Raw genomic sequence first — 15,548 nt, 5'->3', positions numbered from 1 at the left:
CCTTGGCCGTGGCGCCGCTGCGCGCCGATTCTGACCGGGCACGCGAAGGCTGTGCCAACGCGGCGGGGTCCGGGAGCGCGCGGGCCGGGAACTGCGGTGCAGCAAGGGCAGGGGCCGATGCGGTCCGGCCGCGCGTCCGGGTCGCATATGTAAGAAATACACGGTGCCCGGCGGATGTAAAGTAAGGAATACGGCTTTCGTGAAATCCGACGAGGCGGAAGGCTATCGATAAATGGGGGCGATAATCGGCACGCCGGTGCGGAATAAATCGGCAAAAAAATCCCCGCCAAGGGGCGGGGACGATTTTCAGCGGAGGGGGCGCGACATTATCCGGCGCGATAGACATCCAGCCGGTTGTAGAGCGTCTTCAGGCTGATGCCAAGCGCCTTGGCGGCCTGCCGCTTGTCGCCGTCGAAGCGCGACAGCGTGGCCAGGATAATCTCCCGCTGGGTATCGGCCAGTGTCGTCCCCACCCGTACGCTGACCACGCCATCGACGGTCGTCGGCCGCATCGGCTGGCTGGCGAGATTGGGATTGCCGATTTCCACGAGTTTATCGGCCAGAATATAGGCGCGATATACGGAATTCTTCAGTTCGCGCACATTGCCGGGCCAGTCATAGCGCACCAGGCGTTCGAGCGTGCTGGCCGAAAATGCTTTCTCGGTCTGCTCCATGGCGTTGAATTCGGCCAGGAAATGGCGCGCCAGCGGGACGATGTCCTCGGTGCGTTCGCGCAGCGGCGGAATATGGAGCGGGAAGACGGCCAGCCGGTACAGCAGGTCTTCGCGCAACTGGCCGTCCCGGACGGCCTCCATGGGGTCGCGGTTGGTGGCGGCCAGGATGCGGACGTCGCTCACCAGCAGGGTGTCGCCGCCCACGCGGTGGAAGTTACGGCTTTCCAGCACGCGCAGCAGCTTGATTTGCATCTCCACCGGCATTTCGGTGACTTCGTCCAGGAACAGCGTGCCGCCCTGGGCCTGCTCGAAGTAGCCGGCCTTCTGCTCCAGCGCGCCCGTGAAGCCGCCTTTCTCGTGGCCGAACAGCTCGGATTCAATCAGCGTGGGGGCGATGGCGCCGCAGTTGACCGCCACGAACGGGCCGCCGGCGCGGCTGCTGCGCTCGTGCACGGCGCGCGCCACCACTTCCTTGCCGCTGCCGCTCTCGCCCACCGCCAGCATCGTCACGTCCGTCCCCGCCACCCGGTTGAGCTGGGCGATCAGCCGCTGCATGGCTGGCGCGGTACTCTCCCAGAGCAGGGAGACCTGCCCGGGCGCGGCACGGCGGCCCGGCGCGCGCGGCGGGGGCGCCGAGGAACGTGCGGATGGAAGCGTCGCGGTGGTGGACACGGGTGGCAGTGTGGCCGCCTGCGCCCGCCATCCCAGGAAAGTGGGGGAAGGGTGCCGACGGCGTCGGATTGGTCAATGATGTTTTAATGCTATCCGGTCGCGCTGCGGGTGGCTACATCCCATGCCGCCGTCGCGGAAAGGTCCGACACCTGTGTCAGACGGACACTGGCATATCGGCCAAGCGCCTGTAGCTAGACTTCAGCGTATCTTGCCGCCTGTGTTGCCCCTGTGCCGCCCGTTGCACGGCGAGACTTTTGCCAGGCGGTTTGCCGCCGCGTAATCTCAGTAGTATCTGAAGCGCCGCAGCACCCTGCATCCACCGAACCGAAAGGCCAACGGGCTCATGAGAATCAGACTCCGGACCGATTTCCGACAGGAATCCCGCGCCAACGGACGCCAGCGCAGCCTATGCCACACATCCTGATCGTAGACGACGACGAAAACGCCTGCGCGGCGCTGGCAGAAATTGTCGCGATCGAGGGGTTTTCCTCCGCCACCGCCGGCAACCTGCGCGAGGCGCGCCTCCAGATAGGCTGGCGCATGCCCGACGCGGTGCTGGCCGACCTGCGCCTGCCCGATGGCAGCGGCATGGAGCTGTTCGAGGAAGTCGGCTCGTCCGGCGTGGAAGTCATCCTGACCACCGGCTACGCCAGCGTGGAGAGCGCCGTGGAGGCGCTGCGCCTGGGCGCCACCGACTACCTCGTCAAGCCGATCAACGTCACGCGGCTCCAGACCGTCCTCAAGCGTATTGCCACCACCGGCGAGCTGAAAGCGGAGATCCATTCGCTGCGCGGCGAGTTGCGCCGCTATGGCCGCTTCGGCCGGCTGCTGGGCAGTTCCGAAGCCATGCAGGCGGTCTATGACCAGCTGAGCAAGGTCGGCCCGACCGAGGCCACCGTGCTGCTGATTGGCGAAAGCGGCACCGGCAAGGAGCTGGCCGCGCAGACCGTGCACGAACTATCCCCGCGCCGGCGCCAGCCCTTCCTGGCCGTGAACTGCGGGGCGATCTCGCCCACGCTGATCGAAACCGAGATGTTCGGCCACGAGCGCGGCAGCTTCACCGGCGCCGACCGCCAGCACAAGGGCTATTTCGAACGCGCCGACGGCGGCACGCTGTTCCTCGACGAAATCACCGAGATGCCGCTGGAGCTGCAGGTCAAGCTGCTGCGCGTGCTCGAGACCGGCACCTTCATGCGCGTGGGCACCAACCGCGAACAGCATGCCGATGTGCGCGTGCTGGCCGCCACCAACCGCAACCCCGAGGAAGCCGTGGCGGAGGGCAAGCTGCGCGCCGACCTGTACCACCGGCTGAACGTGTTCCCGATCGAACTGCCGCCGCTGCGCGCGCGCGGCGACGACGTGGTGCAGATCGCCAACACCATGTTGGAACAGCTGAACGGCGAGCAGGGCACGCAACGGCGCTTTGCCGCCAGCGTGCTGGAGAGCCTGCGCATGCACGCCTGGCCTGGCAACGTGCGCGAGCTGCGCAACTTCGTGCAGCGCGCCTACATCATGGCCGACCAGGATGTGATTACCGAGGTACAGATTCCGCTCCAAGTGGCGGCGGCGCCCTCGACGGGTACGGCCGTTGTCTCGGTGCCGGTGGGCATGTCCCTGGCCGAGGCGGACCGCCAACTGATCTTCGCCACGCTGGAGCAGTGCTCGGGCGTGAAGAAGCACGCGGCGGAGATTCTGGGCATCAGTTTGAAGACTTTATACAACCGGCTGGAAGACTATGCGGCCAAGGGCGAGCTGCCCGAATGGCTGCGCGCGTCGCGCAATGGCGACTCCAGCCCGCCCGCCGCCTCGTGAGGGCGGGCGAGTGCAGGCTGCGTGACAGGGAATCCACGGCGCCGGACTTGTCGGCGCATGGTTCTTGCATGAGGACCGTGATTGGCGGCTTCCTTTCGATTCACACGCTGACTGAGCAGACCTGAAAATGGCCATGGCCGACGCACCCAGCCCCACCCCAAAACCCGCGCACGACGGCGCCGCCGCCGGGGACCTCGCGTTCCCGGCCGTGCGCAGCATTGGCGAGGTGGCCGCGCTGATCGAGCAGGCGTCCCATGACCTGCGCTCGTCACTCAACGCGATCCAGAGCTGGGGCTACGTGCTGGACCGTTCGATCGATACCCCCGCCCCCCCGGCGCAGCGCGCGCTCGACGGCATCCGCTCCGGCATGCAGCAACAGCTGGCACTGATCGAGGAAATGGAGGAGGCCGTGCGCCTGCTGGCCGACGAGCGCAAGCCGGAGTGGGAAACCACCGACCTGCGCGACGCCGCCGAGGAAGCCATGGGCGACAAGCGGGCGGCGGCCGAAGCGCGCGGCGTGACGCTGGGTTCGATCGAATGCCAGAGCCCCGGCGGACAGGACTTCTGCGTGCAGGGCGATGCGCTGCGGCTGGCGCCGCTGCTGCGCCATCTGCTGATCCATTGCATCTGGCGCGCGCCGACCGGCGGATCGGTGCGCGTGCACCTGGTGGCCGAGGCCGAGTACGTGAAATTCCGCATCTCCGAAAGCCCGCCGCTGGACCGCTCGCGCGGGGCCTCCCGGCTGGCCGTGCTGACCGACTTCTTCGGGCGCAGCGTGGCCGAGGCCGGCGCCCACTCGCCCCGGCAGAGCACCGCGCTGCTGCTCACGCGGCGCATGGTGGAACTGCAGGGCGCCCAGCTGACCGCCGAGAATGACAACTGCGACGCCGACAATGTCAGCGTCTGCATCGCCGTGCGCATCCCCCGCCAACCGGCCGCCTGATCTCCGCGCCCGCCCCGCCTTCCGGCATTTTTTACCGCATCCAGCACAATCTGCACCGTCCGCCGCCCGTCAAAGCGGCGTGGATGGCCCATGGGCCGCTGGCCCACCGTTTGCATGGTTATCCGTGGAGCCCCGCCATGAGGGGACCCGAACTCGATACCCAACAGGAGAGATGCCATGCACAAAGCCCACGCTTCCAAGGGATCGCAAAGCCCCTTCCCGACCTCTGCCAATCATCCCGCCGCGCCTGCAATCACTGGCGCCGAGAAGGCGGATGGCAAGCACGAGAAGGACAAGCCGAAAAAGAAGACCTATCAGGCCGCCGTGGACGACTCGCTCGATATGACCTTCCCGGCCAGCGACCCGATTTCTCCGAGCGCGGCAATGCATGCCGAGAAGAAGACCACCACCAAGCGCGACGATGTGGATTGGACCCTGAAGAAGGGCAGCGAGCATCAGGCCGCCAGCGGCAAGGCCGCTGCCGAAAGGAAGGGAGCCAGCGACAAGGCGGCCGATAAGGCGGGCAAGTCTGGCAAATCCGCCCACAAGGACAAGAGCACGGCCAAGTCGGGCAAGAAGTGATTCGGACGCCAGGCGGCCCTCCCTTTGGATGGCCGCTTGTGATTCTTCGTGCGCCCCGGCACGCCTGTACCGCATCAACGCTTTGAACGGAGCATCCCTATGTCTACGATCATCGCAGGACGATTCGATACGTTTGACCACGCAGAGACCGCCGCGGCCCGTTTGCGGGCCAAGGGGCTGAGCGAGCAGGATCTCAGCCTGTTCTATGTGAACCCGGCCGGCCAGCACGCCACGTTCCCGATCGGGGGCGATCAGGCGGTGGATCCGGCCTCCCGGCAGACCGGCAAGGGCGCCGGGCGGGGCCTGATGATTGGCGCGGCGCTGGGTGCGGCCGTGGGGATCTGCCTGGCCGCCGCCGTGCGCGCGTGGTTCGCCACGCCGCCGGAGCCGTGGGTGTTCGTGTTGATCCTGGCGATCGCCACGGGCGTGGGCGCCTATGGCGGGTCGTTGATGGGCGCGTTGTCGATGACCCGCAACGGCCAGCGCGATCCGCGCACCGGCGAGGTCCGCATGCGGCATGCCGGCGTGCTGCTGGCCGCGCATGTGTCGCCCGACAACACCGCGCTGGTGGCCAACGAGTTGCGGCAGGGCGGCGCGGAAGACGTCGAGCGCGCCGAAGGCCAGTGGCGCGATGGCCGCTGGGAAGATTTCGATCCGCTGGCACCGCCCGTGCCGGCAGGACAGTTGACCGGGGAAGATTCAGCGCGCGCGCGGCAGCGGCAGTAAGCGCCGCGCGGTTTTTTCCATCACCATGCCTTTCACCCTTTCACAAAAAGGAGCAGCCATGCAACGCATCGACAACACGCCAGAGCCGCCCGGCATCCCGCCCGGCGGCCCCGGAACGAAGGGCGCGGCCATCATCGGCGGGGCGGAACAGCACAGCGCCGGGCCGGGACCGTTCGTGATGGCGTCCGACACCCTCGAAGGCAACAAGGTAGTGGACCCTTCGGGCGAGGAGATCGGCACCATCGACCACATCATGCTCGACGTGCTCGGCGGCCGCATCGCCTATGCGGTGCTGGCGATGGGCGGCTTCCTCGGCATCGGCGAGAAGCTGCACGCGCTGCCGTGGTCTGCGCTGACGCTGGACACGCGGCGCAAGTGTTTCGTGCTGGGTGTGGAGCGCGAGCGCATCAAGGCCGCGCCGGGCTTCGACAAGGAGCACTGGCCGACCATGGCGAACTCGCAGTGGGCTACCACGATCCACGAGTACTACGGCATTTCACCGTACTGGGAGAAGGATCGCTACGATCCGTGGGCTTGAGGCCCGTACCGATGAAAACCGGCGCCCTGGGGCGCCGGTTTTTTCGTTTGAGGGAGGGAAGGGTTCAGACCTTGTGGTTCACCTGCCCCGAGGGTTTGCTCGACGGGTCCGCGCGCATGCCACTGGCCTGCGGCTGGCCGGCCGGCTCCGGGGGCGGCGGCACCCGCGTGGTGAGCTGGTTCGACACACCGAGAATCCCCGGCGGCGTGGCGGCGGCCTTTTCCAGCCGTTGCGACAGGTCGATGTCCTCCACGCGGCCCGTCAGCGTGACGCGCCGGTCCACCACGTGCACGGCCACGCCATCGGGCATGTCACCGCCGCACGCTTCGGCGATGCATGTGCCCACGCGTTCGCGCAGCAATTCGTCGTCTTCGTCTGGACTGGTCCGGGCGGTGTCCTGGGTTTCCGTCTGCATGGCGCTTCCTTTCGCTGGTAACAAGAGTCCTGCATGACCGTGCGACGCAATCGGCATGCCTGCGGCGCCACAGCGCAGCCGCCGCCCAAGCCGGCGCCGTCTTGTAAAAACGACGCGTCACAACGCGCCGACAGCCTTGTAGGACACCGCCGGCTGATCAGGCGGCGGTCCGCTCTCTACAATGTAGACAGTCGTGCGTTCCGCAGGAGCCTTTCATGAAACAGCGCCGGATGATGCATCTGTTCGATCACTTCGCCGGCGCTGCCACGCGCCACGCGGGTTCCCCGGCAGCCTTCGTGCTGGCCGTGCTGGTGGTGGTGGTCTGGGCCCTGACCGGCCCGATCTTCAGTTACTCGGAGACGTGGCAGCTGATCATCAACACCGGCACCACCATCGTCACCTTCCTGATGGTGTTCCTGATCCAGCAGAGTCAGAACAAGGACTCGATGGCGGTGCACCTGAAGCTGAATGAGCTGCTGGCATCGAGCAAGCCGGCGAGCAACCATCTGATCTCGATCGAGGAACTCGACGAGGACGAGTTGCGCCAGCTTGTGCTGTTCTATCGCCATCTGGCGGAACTGGCGGACAAGGAGGGCGGGGTGAAGTGCAGCCACTCCCTGGACGATGCCAACGAGAACCATGCCGCGAAACGGCGCGCGCGCCACGCGCGGCGTCAAGCGGATGCCGCCCCGGCCGATGCCGAGCCCGCCACCTAGCTGGCATGGATCTGGCTCGGCTTGGCGGCGCATGCCCGGTGCGTTCCGGGCACGTCTGTTCCCTGAGGAGACCATTTTGGCCACCCCGGCAACTCCGAATCCCGCAGTTACGACGGCATCCAACGAGCCGGCGCCGCTGGCCCAGCCACGCGAGGTGCGCGTGGTTGTCTACGGGCGCGCCGATTGCGACGACCCGGCGAGTCATCCGGGCGTCACGCTGCGGAACATTGCCGAGCGCGTGGCGGCCCTCGCGGGTTTCCGCTACGCGGGCAGCTACGACGCCGTGACCCACGGCGCTGCGGCGGACCGTCTCTACTTCGTGCCGGCCGACACACTGACTGGCATCGACAGCGCCCGCCAGCTCGGCATCGACAGCCTGCATGACCTGCTCGGCGGCGTGGTGCCGCACGATTTCGTCGGCACCAAGGCGATCTCCCACGGGCTGATTTCTCCCGATGCAAGGGCGCCGGAGGGCTGGAGCCATGACTTCGGCGCGCGCATCGAGCCCTGCGTCCTGCCCGGCTACACCGCGTTCTCGGTGGAGGATGCCCGGCGCGCCGGGCAGGCCATGCTGGGCGAGGGCAAGGTCCGTGTGAAGGAGCCGTGCGGCATCGGCGGACTCGGCCAGCAGGTGGTGGCGAACGCGGCCGAACTGGACGCCGCGCTGGAAGCGCTGGACGCCCGGCGGATCGAGTGCGAAGGCTTGGTGCTCGAACGCAACCTCGAGGACGTGACGACGTTCAGCGTCGGTCAGCTGGAGGTGGGCAACCTGCGCGCGAGCTACTGCGGCACCCAGGGCCTCACCCGCAATCACGCCGGCAAGCTGGTCTACGGCGGGTCCACGCTGCGCGTGGTGCGGGGCTCGCTGGAAGACCTGTGCGCGCATCCGATCGAGGCGCACCTGCGCGAGGCCGTGCAGGCCGCGCTGGCCTATCACGCCGCGGCGGTGGAGTGTTTTCCGGGCACGATGGTGTCCCGCTGCAACTACGATGTGGCGATGGGCACCGACAACGGCCGGCAGCGGCTCGGCGTGCTCGAACAGTCATGGCGCGTGGGCGGCGCCACCGGGGCCGAACTGGCCGCGCTGGCGGCCTTCCAGGCCGATCCCCAATGCGTGCGGGCCACCGCCAGCACGCGCGAGATCTATGGCAGCGACGTACCCGTGCCGCCCGGCGCGGACGTCTATTACCAGGGAGAAGACCGCAACGTCGGCCCGTTGACGAAGTACGCAATTCTGGAGTCCAGTTCTGATGGCCACACATGAGGAATCGTTACAGGTCCATACCGATGGCGGTACCATCGCCGGCACGCTGATCACGCCGGCCACCAAGCTCCCCGGCGTGCTGTTCGTGCACGGCTGGGGCGGCAGCCAGCAGCAGTACCTGGCGCGTGCGCGCGAGGTGGCCGGCCTGGGCTGCGTCTGCATGACCTTCGACCTGACCGGTCATGCCGGTACCGCCGCGCAATACGAAACCGTCAGCCGCATGCGCAACCTGGCCGATGTCCTGGCTGCCTATGACGTGCTGGTGCGGCACCCCGAGGTGGACCGCAACGCCATCGCCGTGGTGGGCAGCAGTTACGGCGGCTACCTGGCCGCCGTGCTGTGCGAGCTGCGCCCGGTGCGCTGGCTGGCGCTGCGCGCGCCGGCGCTCTACATGGATAGCGGATGGGAGTCGCCCAAGCGGCAGCTCCACCACGACCAGGATCTCGTGGCGTACCGGCGCAAGGTGGTAGCCCCCGATACCAACCGGGCCCTGCGCGCCTGTACCAACTTCAAGGGCGATGTGCTGGTCGTGGAATCGCAGCATGACAGCATCGTGCCCCACGCGGCGGTGCTCAGCTACGTGGACGCCTGCTGCGAGGCCTGGTCGATCACGTACCGGGTACTGAAAGGCGCCGACCACGGTCTGTCGACAGAGGACTGCCAGCGCGCCTATGGCAAGTTGCTGGTGGGATGGCTGCGCGAGATGGTGACCGAAGCGCGTACCGGCCCGGCGGTGGCGCCGCCCCGGCCAAGCACACCGTCCACCGTGAAGAAGGCAACGGCAACCGAATCCCCCGAATACACGGTGTCGCGCCAAAAGCCGCCCCTGCCGCGTGCCGATGCCGGCCTGGCGCCCGATGAGGACGACAACGAGACCGCCGTGGCGGCTGGCGATGCCGACGACGAGAACGACCCGCAGGTGATCGCGGCGTCGGCGCCGAAGGCACGCAAGTAGCGCGGGGCAGCGCGTGCGAGTCGCTTTGTAGCGATTGCAGGCCGTGTTGTTTCTGCCAGTCGCACCGGAAATTCTTGCAAAACCCGCATAAAGTGCGGTCGCCACTGGCTGGCATTGTTTGTGCGTTGGCGGAGCCACATGAGCCCCGCGTCCGTCACCCCTTCGCCCGCAGCGACCGCCGAGCAAGCCGCCGACGCCGCGTTGCGTGCCGTGGGGCTGCGGCACGCCGACGACGGCGAAGCCGGCATCGCCCGGCGCCGCGCGGGCACGGGCTTCTACTATGCCGATGCCAAGGGCAAGCGCATCGAGGACAAGGCCACGCTCGCGCGCATCCAGGCGCTGGCGATTCCGCCAGCCTACGAGTCGGTCTGGATCTGCGCCGACCCCACCGGCCATCTCCAGGCCACGGGCCGCGATGCGCGGGGCCGGAAGCAATACCTCTATCACCCGGACTGGGCCGCGCTGCGCGACACCGACAAGTACACCCGCCTGATGGCCTTCGGGCATGCGCTGCCGCGCCTGCGCGGGCGGCTGGCCCGTGATCTGGCGCGCAACGGCATGCCGCGCGAGAAGATCCTTGCCGCCGTGGTGACGTTGCTGGATGCCACCCTCGTGCGCGTCGGCACCCCGCGTTACGCGCGCCAGAATCGCACCTATGGGCTGACTACGCTGCACCGGCGCCATGTGGCCGTGCGCGGCAGCCGCCTGCGCTTCCAGTTCACCGGCAAGAGCGGCGTGACCCACGACGTGTCCGTCAACGATGCCCGCCTGGCCCGCATCGTCCGCAACTGCACGGAGCTGCCGGGGCAGCGGCTGTTCAAGTACAAGGACCCGGAGGGCGAGATCCGCGAGATCGGCTCGGTMGATGTCAACGCTTACCTGCAGGAGGTGACCGGCGGCGATTTMACGGCMAAGGACTTCCGCACCTGGGCCGGCAGCGTCCACGCGCTGGCGCTGCTGCGCAAGACCACGGCCGACAGCGAGACCGCGCGCAAGAAGGCCGTGACCGAGGTCATCCGCGAAGTGGCGCAGCGGCTGCGCAACACCATGGCCGTCTGTCGAAAATGCTACGTACACCCGGATGTGCTCGCGGCCTTCATGGATGACACCTTGCAAGCCTTGCCGGCCCCGCGTGCCGGCGTGCGCCTGCGTGCCGACGAAGCGCGCCTGCTGGCGCTGCTGGAGAGCACCTGTGCGCCGGTGGCGACGCCTCGCAAAGCAGCATGAGGTGAGCCCGCGTTGTCCGGCACGGCAATTGCATCGCTACGCCTACCAATGAATAACAACAGCGTAGCGAGTCTAGCAAGAGGCCAAGGTGGAAAACGCAGTCTTCAGTTGCCTGAGTATCGACGGCAGCCAGCAGGAAACGGTGCATCAGGACTTCCCGCAAACGGAGTCCATCCTTGCAGCCCTCAACAACCACAACCATCAAGAAGTGCCGATGCCACGGCTGGCCACGGTTCCCTGCAAGGGGCGCGGTGGCACGGTCCGGCCGCTACGCGGGCGGGATCTCCGGCAGGCGCGCGTGCTGATGCAGGCGTTGTGCGAGATGCGCCTGGACCTCGGCAATGGCGAGGGGCGCTGGGAGCCCTCCACGCTGGCTAGTCGGCAGATGTCGACGATGGCGCTCTGGCGCAACCGTGCACGCCATCTGTTCACGGAAGCGGAATGGGAAAGCGGCATCGAGGCCCGGCTCGACGCGGGCTTCCGGCAGGCCGGTAACGGCTGCCCGCGCGAAGCGGCCAACGAGTTCAAGCGGGCGTACTACCTGCTGTGCTGCGTGCTGACGCAGGCGCGCGACATGGCACGCCGGGGCGATGGCCCCGATCGCCGCGATGCCCCGCAGCCCGCCAAGACGCCGCGTCCTGATGCGCCGCTCGATCGCGGCGCCTGACTAGGTCTTTTTCTTCTTCGACGCAGCGCGCTTGCGGCATGGCCCGATATAGCCGGGCAGCCCGCGCGCCTTGGTGCTCAGCGCCAGTTGCACCGCGCGCGCCAGCGCGGTGGCAAAGCCGTGATGGGTGTCGAACGGCCCTTCGATGTGCTGGCGGAAGAAGTCGGCCCAGCGGAAATCCGGATAGGCGGCCTTGACCTTGCGATAGCCGCCGGCCAGCTGCACGAACGCCTCCAGGCTCCGATACGGATCGTCCCGCATGGCATGGATGTCCGGCGGCAGCGCCTTGATGGGCTGGCGCCGGCCCTGCTCGTCGTACGGGTGGACCATGTGGTTCTCGACCATGTACGCCCAGAACTTGCGCTGGGACAGGTGGCTCAGGTCTTCCCGCACGTGCGCCGGCACCATCTCCATGCCCATCTCATGCCAGGCACGCACCCAGTGGTGGTGATCCACCACGTAGAGCGTGTGCTCCGGGCCGAGCACCACGTGAACGCGGTGTTTGTCGAGAAAGCCGGGCAGATCGGCGTGCKACAGGCGCCGCGTGACATGAATCTTCTGCGCGACGTGGTAGCCGCCGATGGTGATCTGCGTGGGCCGCAGATGATCCATCGGCACCATCAGCTTTGCGCCTGCGCGCAGCGGTTTTGCCATGGGGGTGGCCTCAGCTCTTGTTCAGCGTGCGTTCGGGGGAGGTGGTGGCTTCGCCGGTTTCCGAGCCGGATGCCCAGCTACCGATGCTGTCGCGTTGGGCGGAGTCGGCTCCCTCGCCCGGCCGGCGCACGCGGATCTGGTTTTCCACGTCCTTCACGCCGTACACGGCATCGGCGATCTCCTCGACGATGTATTTCTGGCGCCGGTCTCCGACCGTGCCGCCGAGCTTGACCAGCCCCTTGTCGACATCGACGGTCACATCGGAGACGTCCACGTCGGGATGGTGGGCGAGGCGGTCGCACACATCGCCCAGCACCCGCTCGTCGGGCCGTTCGTAGTTCTTTGGCCCCACCGGGCGGCGGCTGCCGACACCGGTGCCGGAGAGCGTTTGCGGCCGCGTGGGATGTTCGCGATAGCCGGGATCGCCCGGATACACGCGTTGTGCACTGTTGAACGACTGTCCGCCGCTGCGGCTGTCGCCGTAGTAGCCAGCGCCGCCGTAGGTCGTATCGCCGCGCCAGTCTTCGCCCCATTCCTGTCCCCAGTCCTCATGCGTCGGGCTGGCCGGCTCGGGCTTGGCGCGGCCCGTGCGGCTGGCACCGCGGTCTCCTCGGAAATTGAACATGTCGCGCTCCTTGCGGTTCGGTGTTCGCCAAGCCGCAAGTTCCATGCCGCGCGGAGGCTGGTCGGGGCCGTACCCGCGCGATGTGCGCGATGCGAGTCGCGCGCGGCGCCGGGTGCAATCCTTGCCACACGTTGTAACCGTTACGCGCGGCGAGGGCGCCAGCCGCCTAATCTTCCCTTGCGGGCGGGCCACGGCGCGCGGCATGGAATTTGCGCAGACCTTGCCTATATCCAATTCCGATCCCCTTCTCACAGGTATTGCCATGGCTACACCCAAGCAGGTACCGCCCCAGCACCAGGAACATCAGCCAGGCCTGGAAAGCGAGATGGAACCGCGCCCGGATAGCGGCGCCGACGACTACGTGGGCAGCGGGCGCCTGGAAGGCAAAGTGGCGCTGGTGACCGGCGGCGACAGTGGCATCGGCCGCGCCATCGCCGTGGCCTACGCGCGCGAGGGCGCCGACGTGGCCATCGCCTATCTGGACGAGCACGGCGACGCGAAGGAAACCGCCAGCCTGATCGAGCAGGCTGGCCGCCGGGCGCTGGTCATCGCCGGGGATCTGGCCGAGGTCAGCCATGCCGACGCCGTGGTGGCCCAGACCATCAAGCAGTTCGGCCGGCTCGACATCCTGGTCAACAACGCCGCCGAGCAGCATCCGCAGGATTCGCTCGAAGACATCGACACCAGCCAGCTCGAAGCCACCTTCCGCACCAATGTCTTCGCCATGTTCCACGTCACGCGCGCCGCGCTGCCGCACCTGCAGAAGGGCGCGTCGATCCTGAATACGACCTCGGTGACGGCCTATCGCGGTAGCGGCCATCTGCTCGATTATTCGGCGACGAAGGGGGCCATCGTGTCGTTCACGCGCTCGCTGGCGCTACAGATCGTCAAGCGTGGCATCCGCGTCAACGGCGTGGCGCCGGGGCCCATCTGGACGCCGCTGATTCCGTCCACGTTCACTGAGGAAGAGGTGGCCAAGTTCGGCAAGAAGACGCCAATGGGGCGGCCCGGCCAGCCTTTCGAGGTGGCGGCCGGCTATGTGTTCCTGGCGTCTGACGCCGCGAGCTACATCACCGGCCAGATTCTGCATATCAATGGCGGGGAAGTGGTCAACGGCTGACCGCGCCCGCATCGATCGATAAATCGCGACGTATCGCAAGGGAGCCCATCATGTCATCCATCGTAGCCGGCCGGTTCGCGTCCATCCCGGACGCCGAGGAGATCGCCCAGAAGCTGTACGCGCGCGGGTTCTCGGTCTGGGATGTGTCGATCATGTCCGTCAACCCGGGCGGCGCCCGCCCGCCGGGCGTGCTGCTGGCCGCCCGCGCCAAGGGCGACCGCCGCGAGGAAGTGGCCGATGTGCTGCGCGAAGGCGGCGCCTGCGACATCGAGCGGGCGAGCGGCACCTGGGAAGGCGGCCAGTGGGCCGACTTCGATCCGAAGCGACAGCCCAAGCTGGTGGACACGCAGGAAGGCGAGTGCTGGCCCGCGCCGGCCGCCTCCCGGCAGTCCGGCCAGTCCGGCCAGTCCGGCCAGTCCGGACAGTCCGGACAGTCCAATGGCGAGGCCCGGCCCGCGCACGCCGGGCCGGTGGCCGAGGAGGCCGTCGCCGTGGATAGCACGGGCAACGAAGATCCGGGCAGCGAACTGGAGCATTACGTCGATCGGCAGGTATCGAGCCATAGCTAAGGCGCCCGCCATGGCCAAGACCGACACGGCGGACCTGGACACCCTGCGCCCCACGCAGCTGACGCTGGGCTTCTATCAGGTCCACGAGAAGATGGACGTCAGCGCCCAGCCGCGCGAGCCGGCCGCGATGCGCAAGTTCCTCCGCGAACACTGCATCCGGACCATCGCCGGGCCGGGTGGGGCGCTGTATATCGCCGATCATCACCATTGGGCGCGCGCGTGGCTGGAACTGGGCTGGCGCACGGCACCGGTCTGCATCGACGCCGATCTCAGCGACCTGTCGCCCAGCGCGTTCTGGAAGAAGATGCGCGCGCTCGGGCATGTGCATCMGGTGGATGAGCACGGCAAGCATCTGGACGTCGATGCGCTGCCCGCCACGGTGATGGGGATGCGCGACGACCCGTACCGCAGCCTGGCCGCCTTCACGCGCAACGCCGGCGCCTACCAGAAACCGGGCAATGCCTACGGCGATTTCAGCTGGGCAGGCTTCTTCCGGCGCCATGTGGAGGAAGACATGCATAGCATCGCCGGCTTCGCCCGCGCGATGACGCTCGCCATTCCGCTGGCGCGCAGCAGCAAGGCACGCAGGCTCCCGGGATGGATTGGCCCCTGCGTGCCGCGCAAGAAGTAACCCCCCTGAAATGCCTCGTGCCCCTGCGGATAGGATCCGGCAGGGGCACGAGGTTCCGCGAGACGCGGCTGCGAGATGCGGCAGCGATCAGCTCTTGGCCTTGTGCGTCGGCTTGCCCTTTTGCTTGGTGCTGGCCATCTTGTCCAGTTCCTTTTCGCTCATGGACTTGTACATCGACTTGGACGCGCCTTTCAGCGCGCCAGCCTTGGTGTCTCCACGCTTGGCGGAGAGCGCCGCACCGGCGGCCATTTGCTGTGCCTTCGATTTCGCTGGCATGACAATCACTCCTTATATTCGGCCCAATACCACCAGCAGGACCACGATGAGAACGATAAGACCCAGCCCGCCGCTGGGCCAATAACCCCAGCCCGTGCTATACGGCCACGCCGGAAGCGCGCCGACGAGCAGCAGAATCAGAATAATGAGAAGAATGGTGCCGATACCCATGGCGTGCTCCTTGTTTCCCTATTGTTGTTCCGGAGGCGCAGCCCAAGCCTTGCCTCAGCGTTGCCTTGTAGATTCAGGGTAGAACAGCAAGCGGCACAACCAAGGCGGGCTAGGGCTGATATCGGTGTAGGAATTGGACGACTTTGGGTTATATAGGGTGGTTTCGCCTGCGTGCCCAATGCCGCCTTGGGCGGGGGCGGAATGGCCAGGCCCGTGGCGGGGTCGAGGTTCTTGGCCTTGCACAGGCGGAGGATGAGTTCATCCGACGGCTTTGGCGGTGGTTCGGCGGCTTCCTGTTCCTTCTGCCACTG

19 protein-coding genes and 1 pseudogene are annotated in these 15,548 nt (G+C 67.3%); 13 read left to right on the top strand and 7 right to left on the bottom strand.

The genetic code is table 11. The annotated features are described in order from the left end of the window. Positions 1–326: 326 nt before the first annotated feature. Complete coding sequence (locus AC1EJR_RS23150; protein ID WP_092301388.1) at positions 327–1,346, bottom strand: sigma-54 interaction domain-containing protein; 1,020 nt, start codon at positions 1,344–1,346, stop codon at positions 327–329. 408 nt (positions 1,347–1,754) lie between these two features. Here AC1EJR_RS23150 and AC1EJR_RS23145 point away from each other — a divergent pair, with 408 nt between their 5' ends. The 5 genes from AC1EJR_RS23145 (at position 1,755) to AC1EJR_RS23125 (ending at position 5,947) form a co-directional block, all read left to right on the top strand. Beyond that, complete coding sequence (locus tag AC1EJR_RS23145; RefSeq protein ID WP_092301385.1) at positions 1,755–3,158, top strand: sigma-54-dependent transcriptional regulator; 1,404 nt, start codon at positions 1,755–1,757, stop codon at positions 3,156–3,158. A 133-nt stretch (positions 3,159–3,291) separates the two neighbouring features. Continuing rightward, the gene (locus tag AC1EJR_RS23140; protein ID WP_255370990.1) at positions 3,292–4,101 is read left to right on the top strand and encodes a sensor histidine kinase; all 810 of its coding nucleotides are present in this window, start codon (positions 3,292–3,294) and stop codon (positions 4,099–4,101) included. A gap of 177 nt (positions 4,102–4,278) precedes the next feature. After that, positions 4,279–4,683, top strand: a complete 405-nt coding sequence (locus AC1EJR_RS23135; protein WP_255370989.1) for a hypothetical protein — start codon at positions 4,279–4,281, stop codon at positions 4,681–4,683. 99 nt (positions 4,684–4,782) lie between these two features. Then, positions 4,783–5,409: a hypothetical protein gene (locus AC1EJR_RS23130; protein WP_477113277.1), complete on the top strand. Its 627-nt coding sequence runs from the start codon at positions 4,783–4,785 to the stop codon at positions 5,407–5,409. A 58-nt stretch (positions 5,410–5,467) separates the two neighbouring features. Further along, positions 5,468–5,947 carry a PRC-barrel domain-containing protein gene (locus tag AC1EJR_RS23125; RefSeq protein ID WP_092301379.1) on the top strand — a complete coding sequence of 160 codons (480 nt, stop codon included), beginning with the start codon at positions 5,468–5,470 and terminating at the stop codon, positions 5,945–5,947. Positions 5,948–6,011: 64 nt separating this feature from the next. Here the strand turns inward: AC1EJR_RS23125 and AC1EJR_RS23120 are convergent, their stop codons facing one another. Then, a complete protein-coding gene (locus AC1EJR_RS23120) occupies positions 6,012–6,362 on the bottom strand; it encodes a BON domain-containing protein (protein WP_092301376.1) in 351 nt (116 codons plus the stop codon). 215 nt (positions 6,363–6,577) lie between these two features. Here AC1EJR_RS23120 and AC1EJR_RS23115 point away from each other — a divergent pair, with 215 nt between their 5' ends. The 5 genes from AC1EJR_RS23115 (at position 6,578) to AC1EJR_RS23095 (ending at position 11,191) form a co-directional block, all read left to right on the top strand. Further along, a complete protein-coding gene (locus AC1EJR_RS23115; protein WP_477113278.1) occupies positions 6,578–7,078 on the top strand; it encodes a low affinity iron permease family protein in 501 nt (166 codons plus the stop codon). Between the two features lie 76 nt (positions 7,079–7,154). After that, positions 7,155–8,342, top strand: a complete 1,188-nt coding sequence (locus AC1EJR_RS23110; protein WP_441592563.1) for a DUF3182 family protein — start codon at positions 7,155–7,157, stop codon at positions 8,340–8,342. Beyond that, a complete protein-coding gene (locus AC1EJR_RS23105) occupies positions 8,329–9,297 on the top strand; it encodes an alpha/beta hydrolase family protein (protein WP_477113279.1) in 969 nt (322 codons plus the stop codon). The genes AC1EJR_RS23110 and AC1EJR_RS23105 overlap by 14 nt, the downstream gene beginning before the upstream one ends. A gap of 138 nt (positions 9,298–9,435) precedes the next feature. Then, positions 9,436–10,524 (top strand): DNA topoisomerase IB, encoded by a 1,089-nt coding sequence (locus AC1EJR_RS23100; protein WP_477147605.1) that lies wholly within the window; start codon positions 9,436–9,438, stop codon positions 10,522–10,524. An 88-nt stretch (positions 10,525–10,612) separates the two neighbouring features. After that, positions 10,613–11,191, top strand: a complete 579-nt coding sequence (locus tag AC1EJR_RS23095) for a hypothetical protein (RefSeq protein ID WP_477113280.1) — start codon at positions 10,613–10,615, stop codon at positions 11,189–11,191. Here AC1EJR_RS23095 and AC1EJR_RS23090 read toward each other — a convergent pair whose 3' ends face one another. Further along, a complete protein-coding gene (locus tag AC1EJR_RS23090) occupies positions 11,192–11,845 on the bottom strand; it encodes a ParB-like protein (RefSeq protein WP_477147604.1) in 654 nt (217 codons plus the stop codon). Between the two features lie 10 nt (positions 11,846–11,855). Beyond that, the gene (locus tag AC1EJR_RS23085) at positions 11,856–12,470 is read right to left on the bottom strand and encodes a BON domain-containing protein (RefSeq protein ID WP_255370986.1); all 615 of its coding nucleotides are present in this window, start codon (positions 12,468–12,470) and stop codon (positions 11,856–11,858) included. 262 nt (positions 12,471–12,732) lie between these two features. Here AC1EJR_RS23085 and AC1EJR_RS23080 point away from each other — a divergent pair, with 262 nt between their 5' ends. From AC1EJR_RS23080 to AC1EJR_RS23070, 3 genes are read left to right on the top strand one after another with little or no spacing between them, the layout of a single operon-like run. Beyond that, on the top strand, positions 12,733–13,590 hold the full coding sequence (locus AC1EJR_RS23080; RefSeq protein ID WP_092301356.1) for an SDR family oxidoreductase: 858 nt from the start codon (positions 12,733–12,735) through the stop codon (positions 13,588–13,590). A 50-nt stretch (positions 13,591–13,640) separates the two neighbouring features. Next, positions 13,641–14,159, top strand: coding sequence for a hypothetical protein (locus AC1EJR_RS23075; protein WP_477113281.1), 519 nt, complete (start codon positions 13,641–13,643; stop codon positions 14,157–14,159). A gap of 10 nt (positions 14,160–14,169) precedes the next feature. Continuing rightward, complete coding sequence (locus tag AC1EJR_RS23070; RefSeq protein WP_477147603.1) at positions 14,170–14,790, top strand: ParB-like protein; 621 nt, start codon at positions 14,170–14,172, stop codon at positions 14,788–14,790. A gap of 87 nt (positions 14,791–14,877) precedes the next feature. Here the strand turns inward: AC1EJR_RS23070 and AC1EJR_RS23065 are convergent, their stop codons facing one another. The 3 genes and pseudogenes from AC1EJR_RS23065 to AC1EJR_RS23055 form a co-directional block, all read right to left on the bottom strand. Beyond that, positions 14,878–15,066 carry a DUF3008 family protein gene (locus tag AC1EJR_RS23065; protein WP_092301347.1) on the bottom strand — a complete coding sequence of 63 codons (189 nt, stop codon included), beginning with the start codon at positions 15,064–15,066 and terminating at the stop codon, positions 14,878–14,880. A gap of 12 nt (positions 15,067–15,078) precedes the next feature. Continuing rightward, positions 15,079–15,237, bottom strand: coding sequence for a DUF3309 family protein (locus AC1EJR_RS23060; protein WP_082016542.1), 159 nt, complete (start codon positions 15,235–15,237; stop codon positions 15,079–15,081). A gap of 196 nt (positions 15,238–15,433) precedes the next feature. After that, positions 15,434–15,548: pseudogene (locus tag AC1EJR_RS23055) on the bottom strand (DUF6396 domain-containing protein); the annotation flags it as partial.

The sequence above is a fragment of the Cupriavidus sp. 05T42 genome (assembly GCF_056396345.1).
This window is presented reverse-complemented; position numbering and strand designations above follow the sequence as displayed.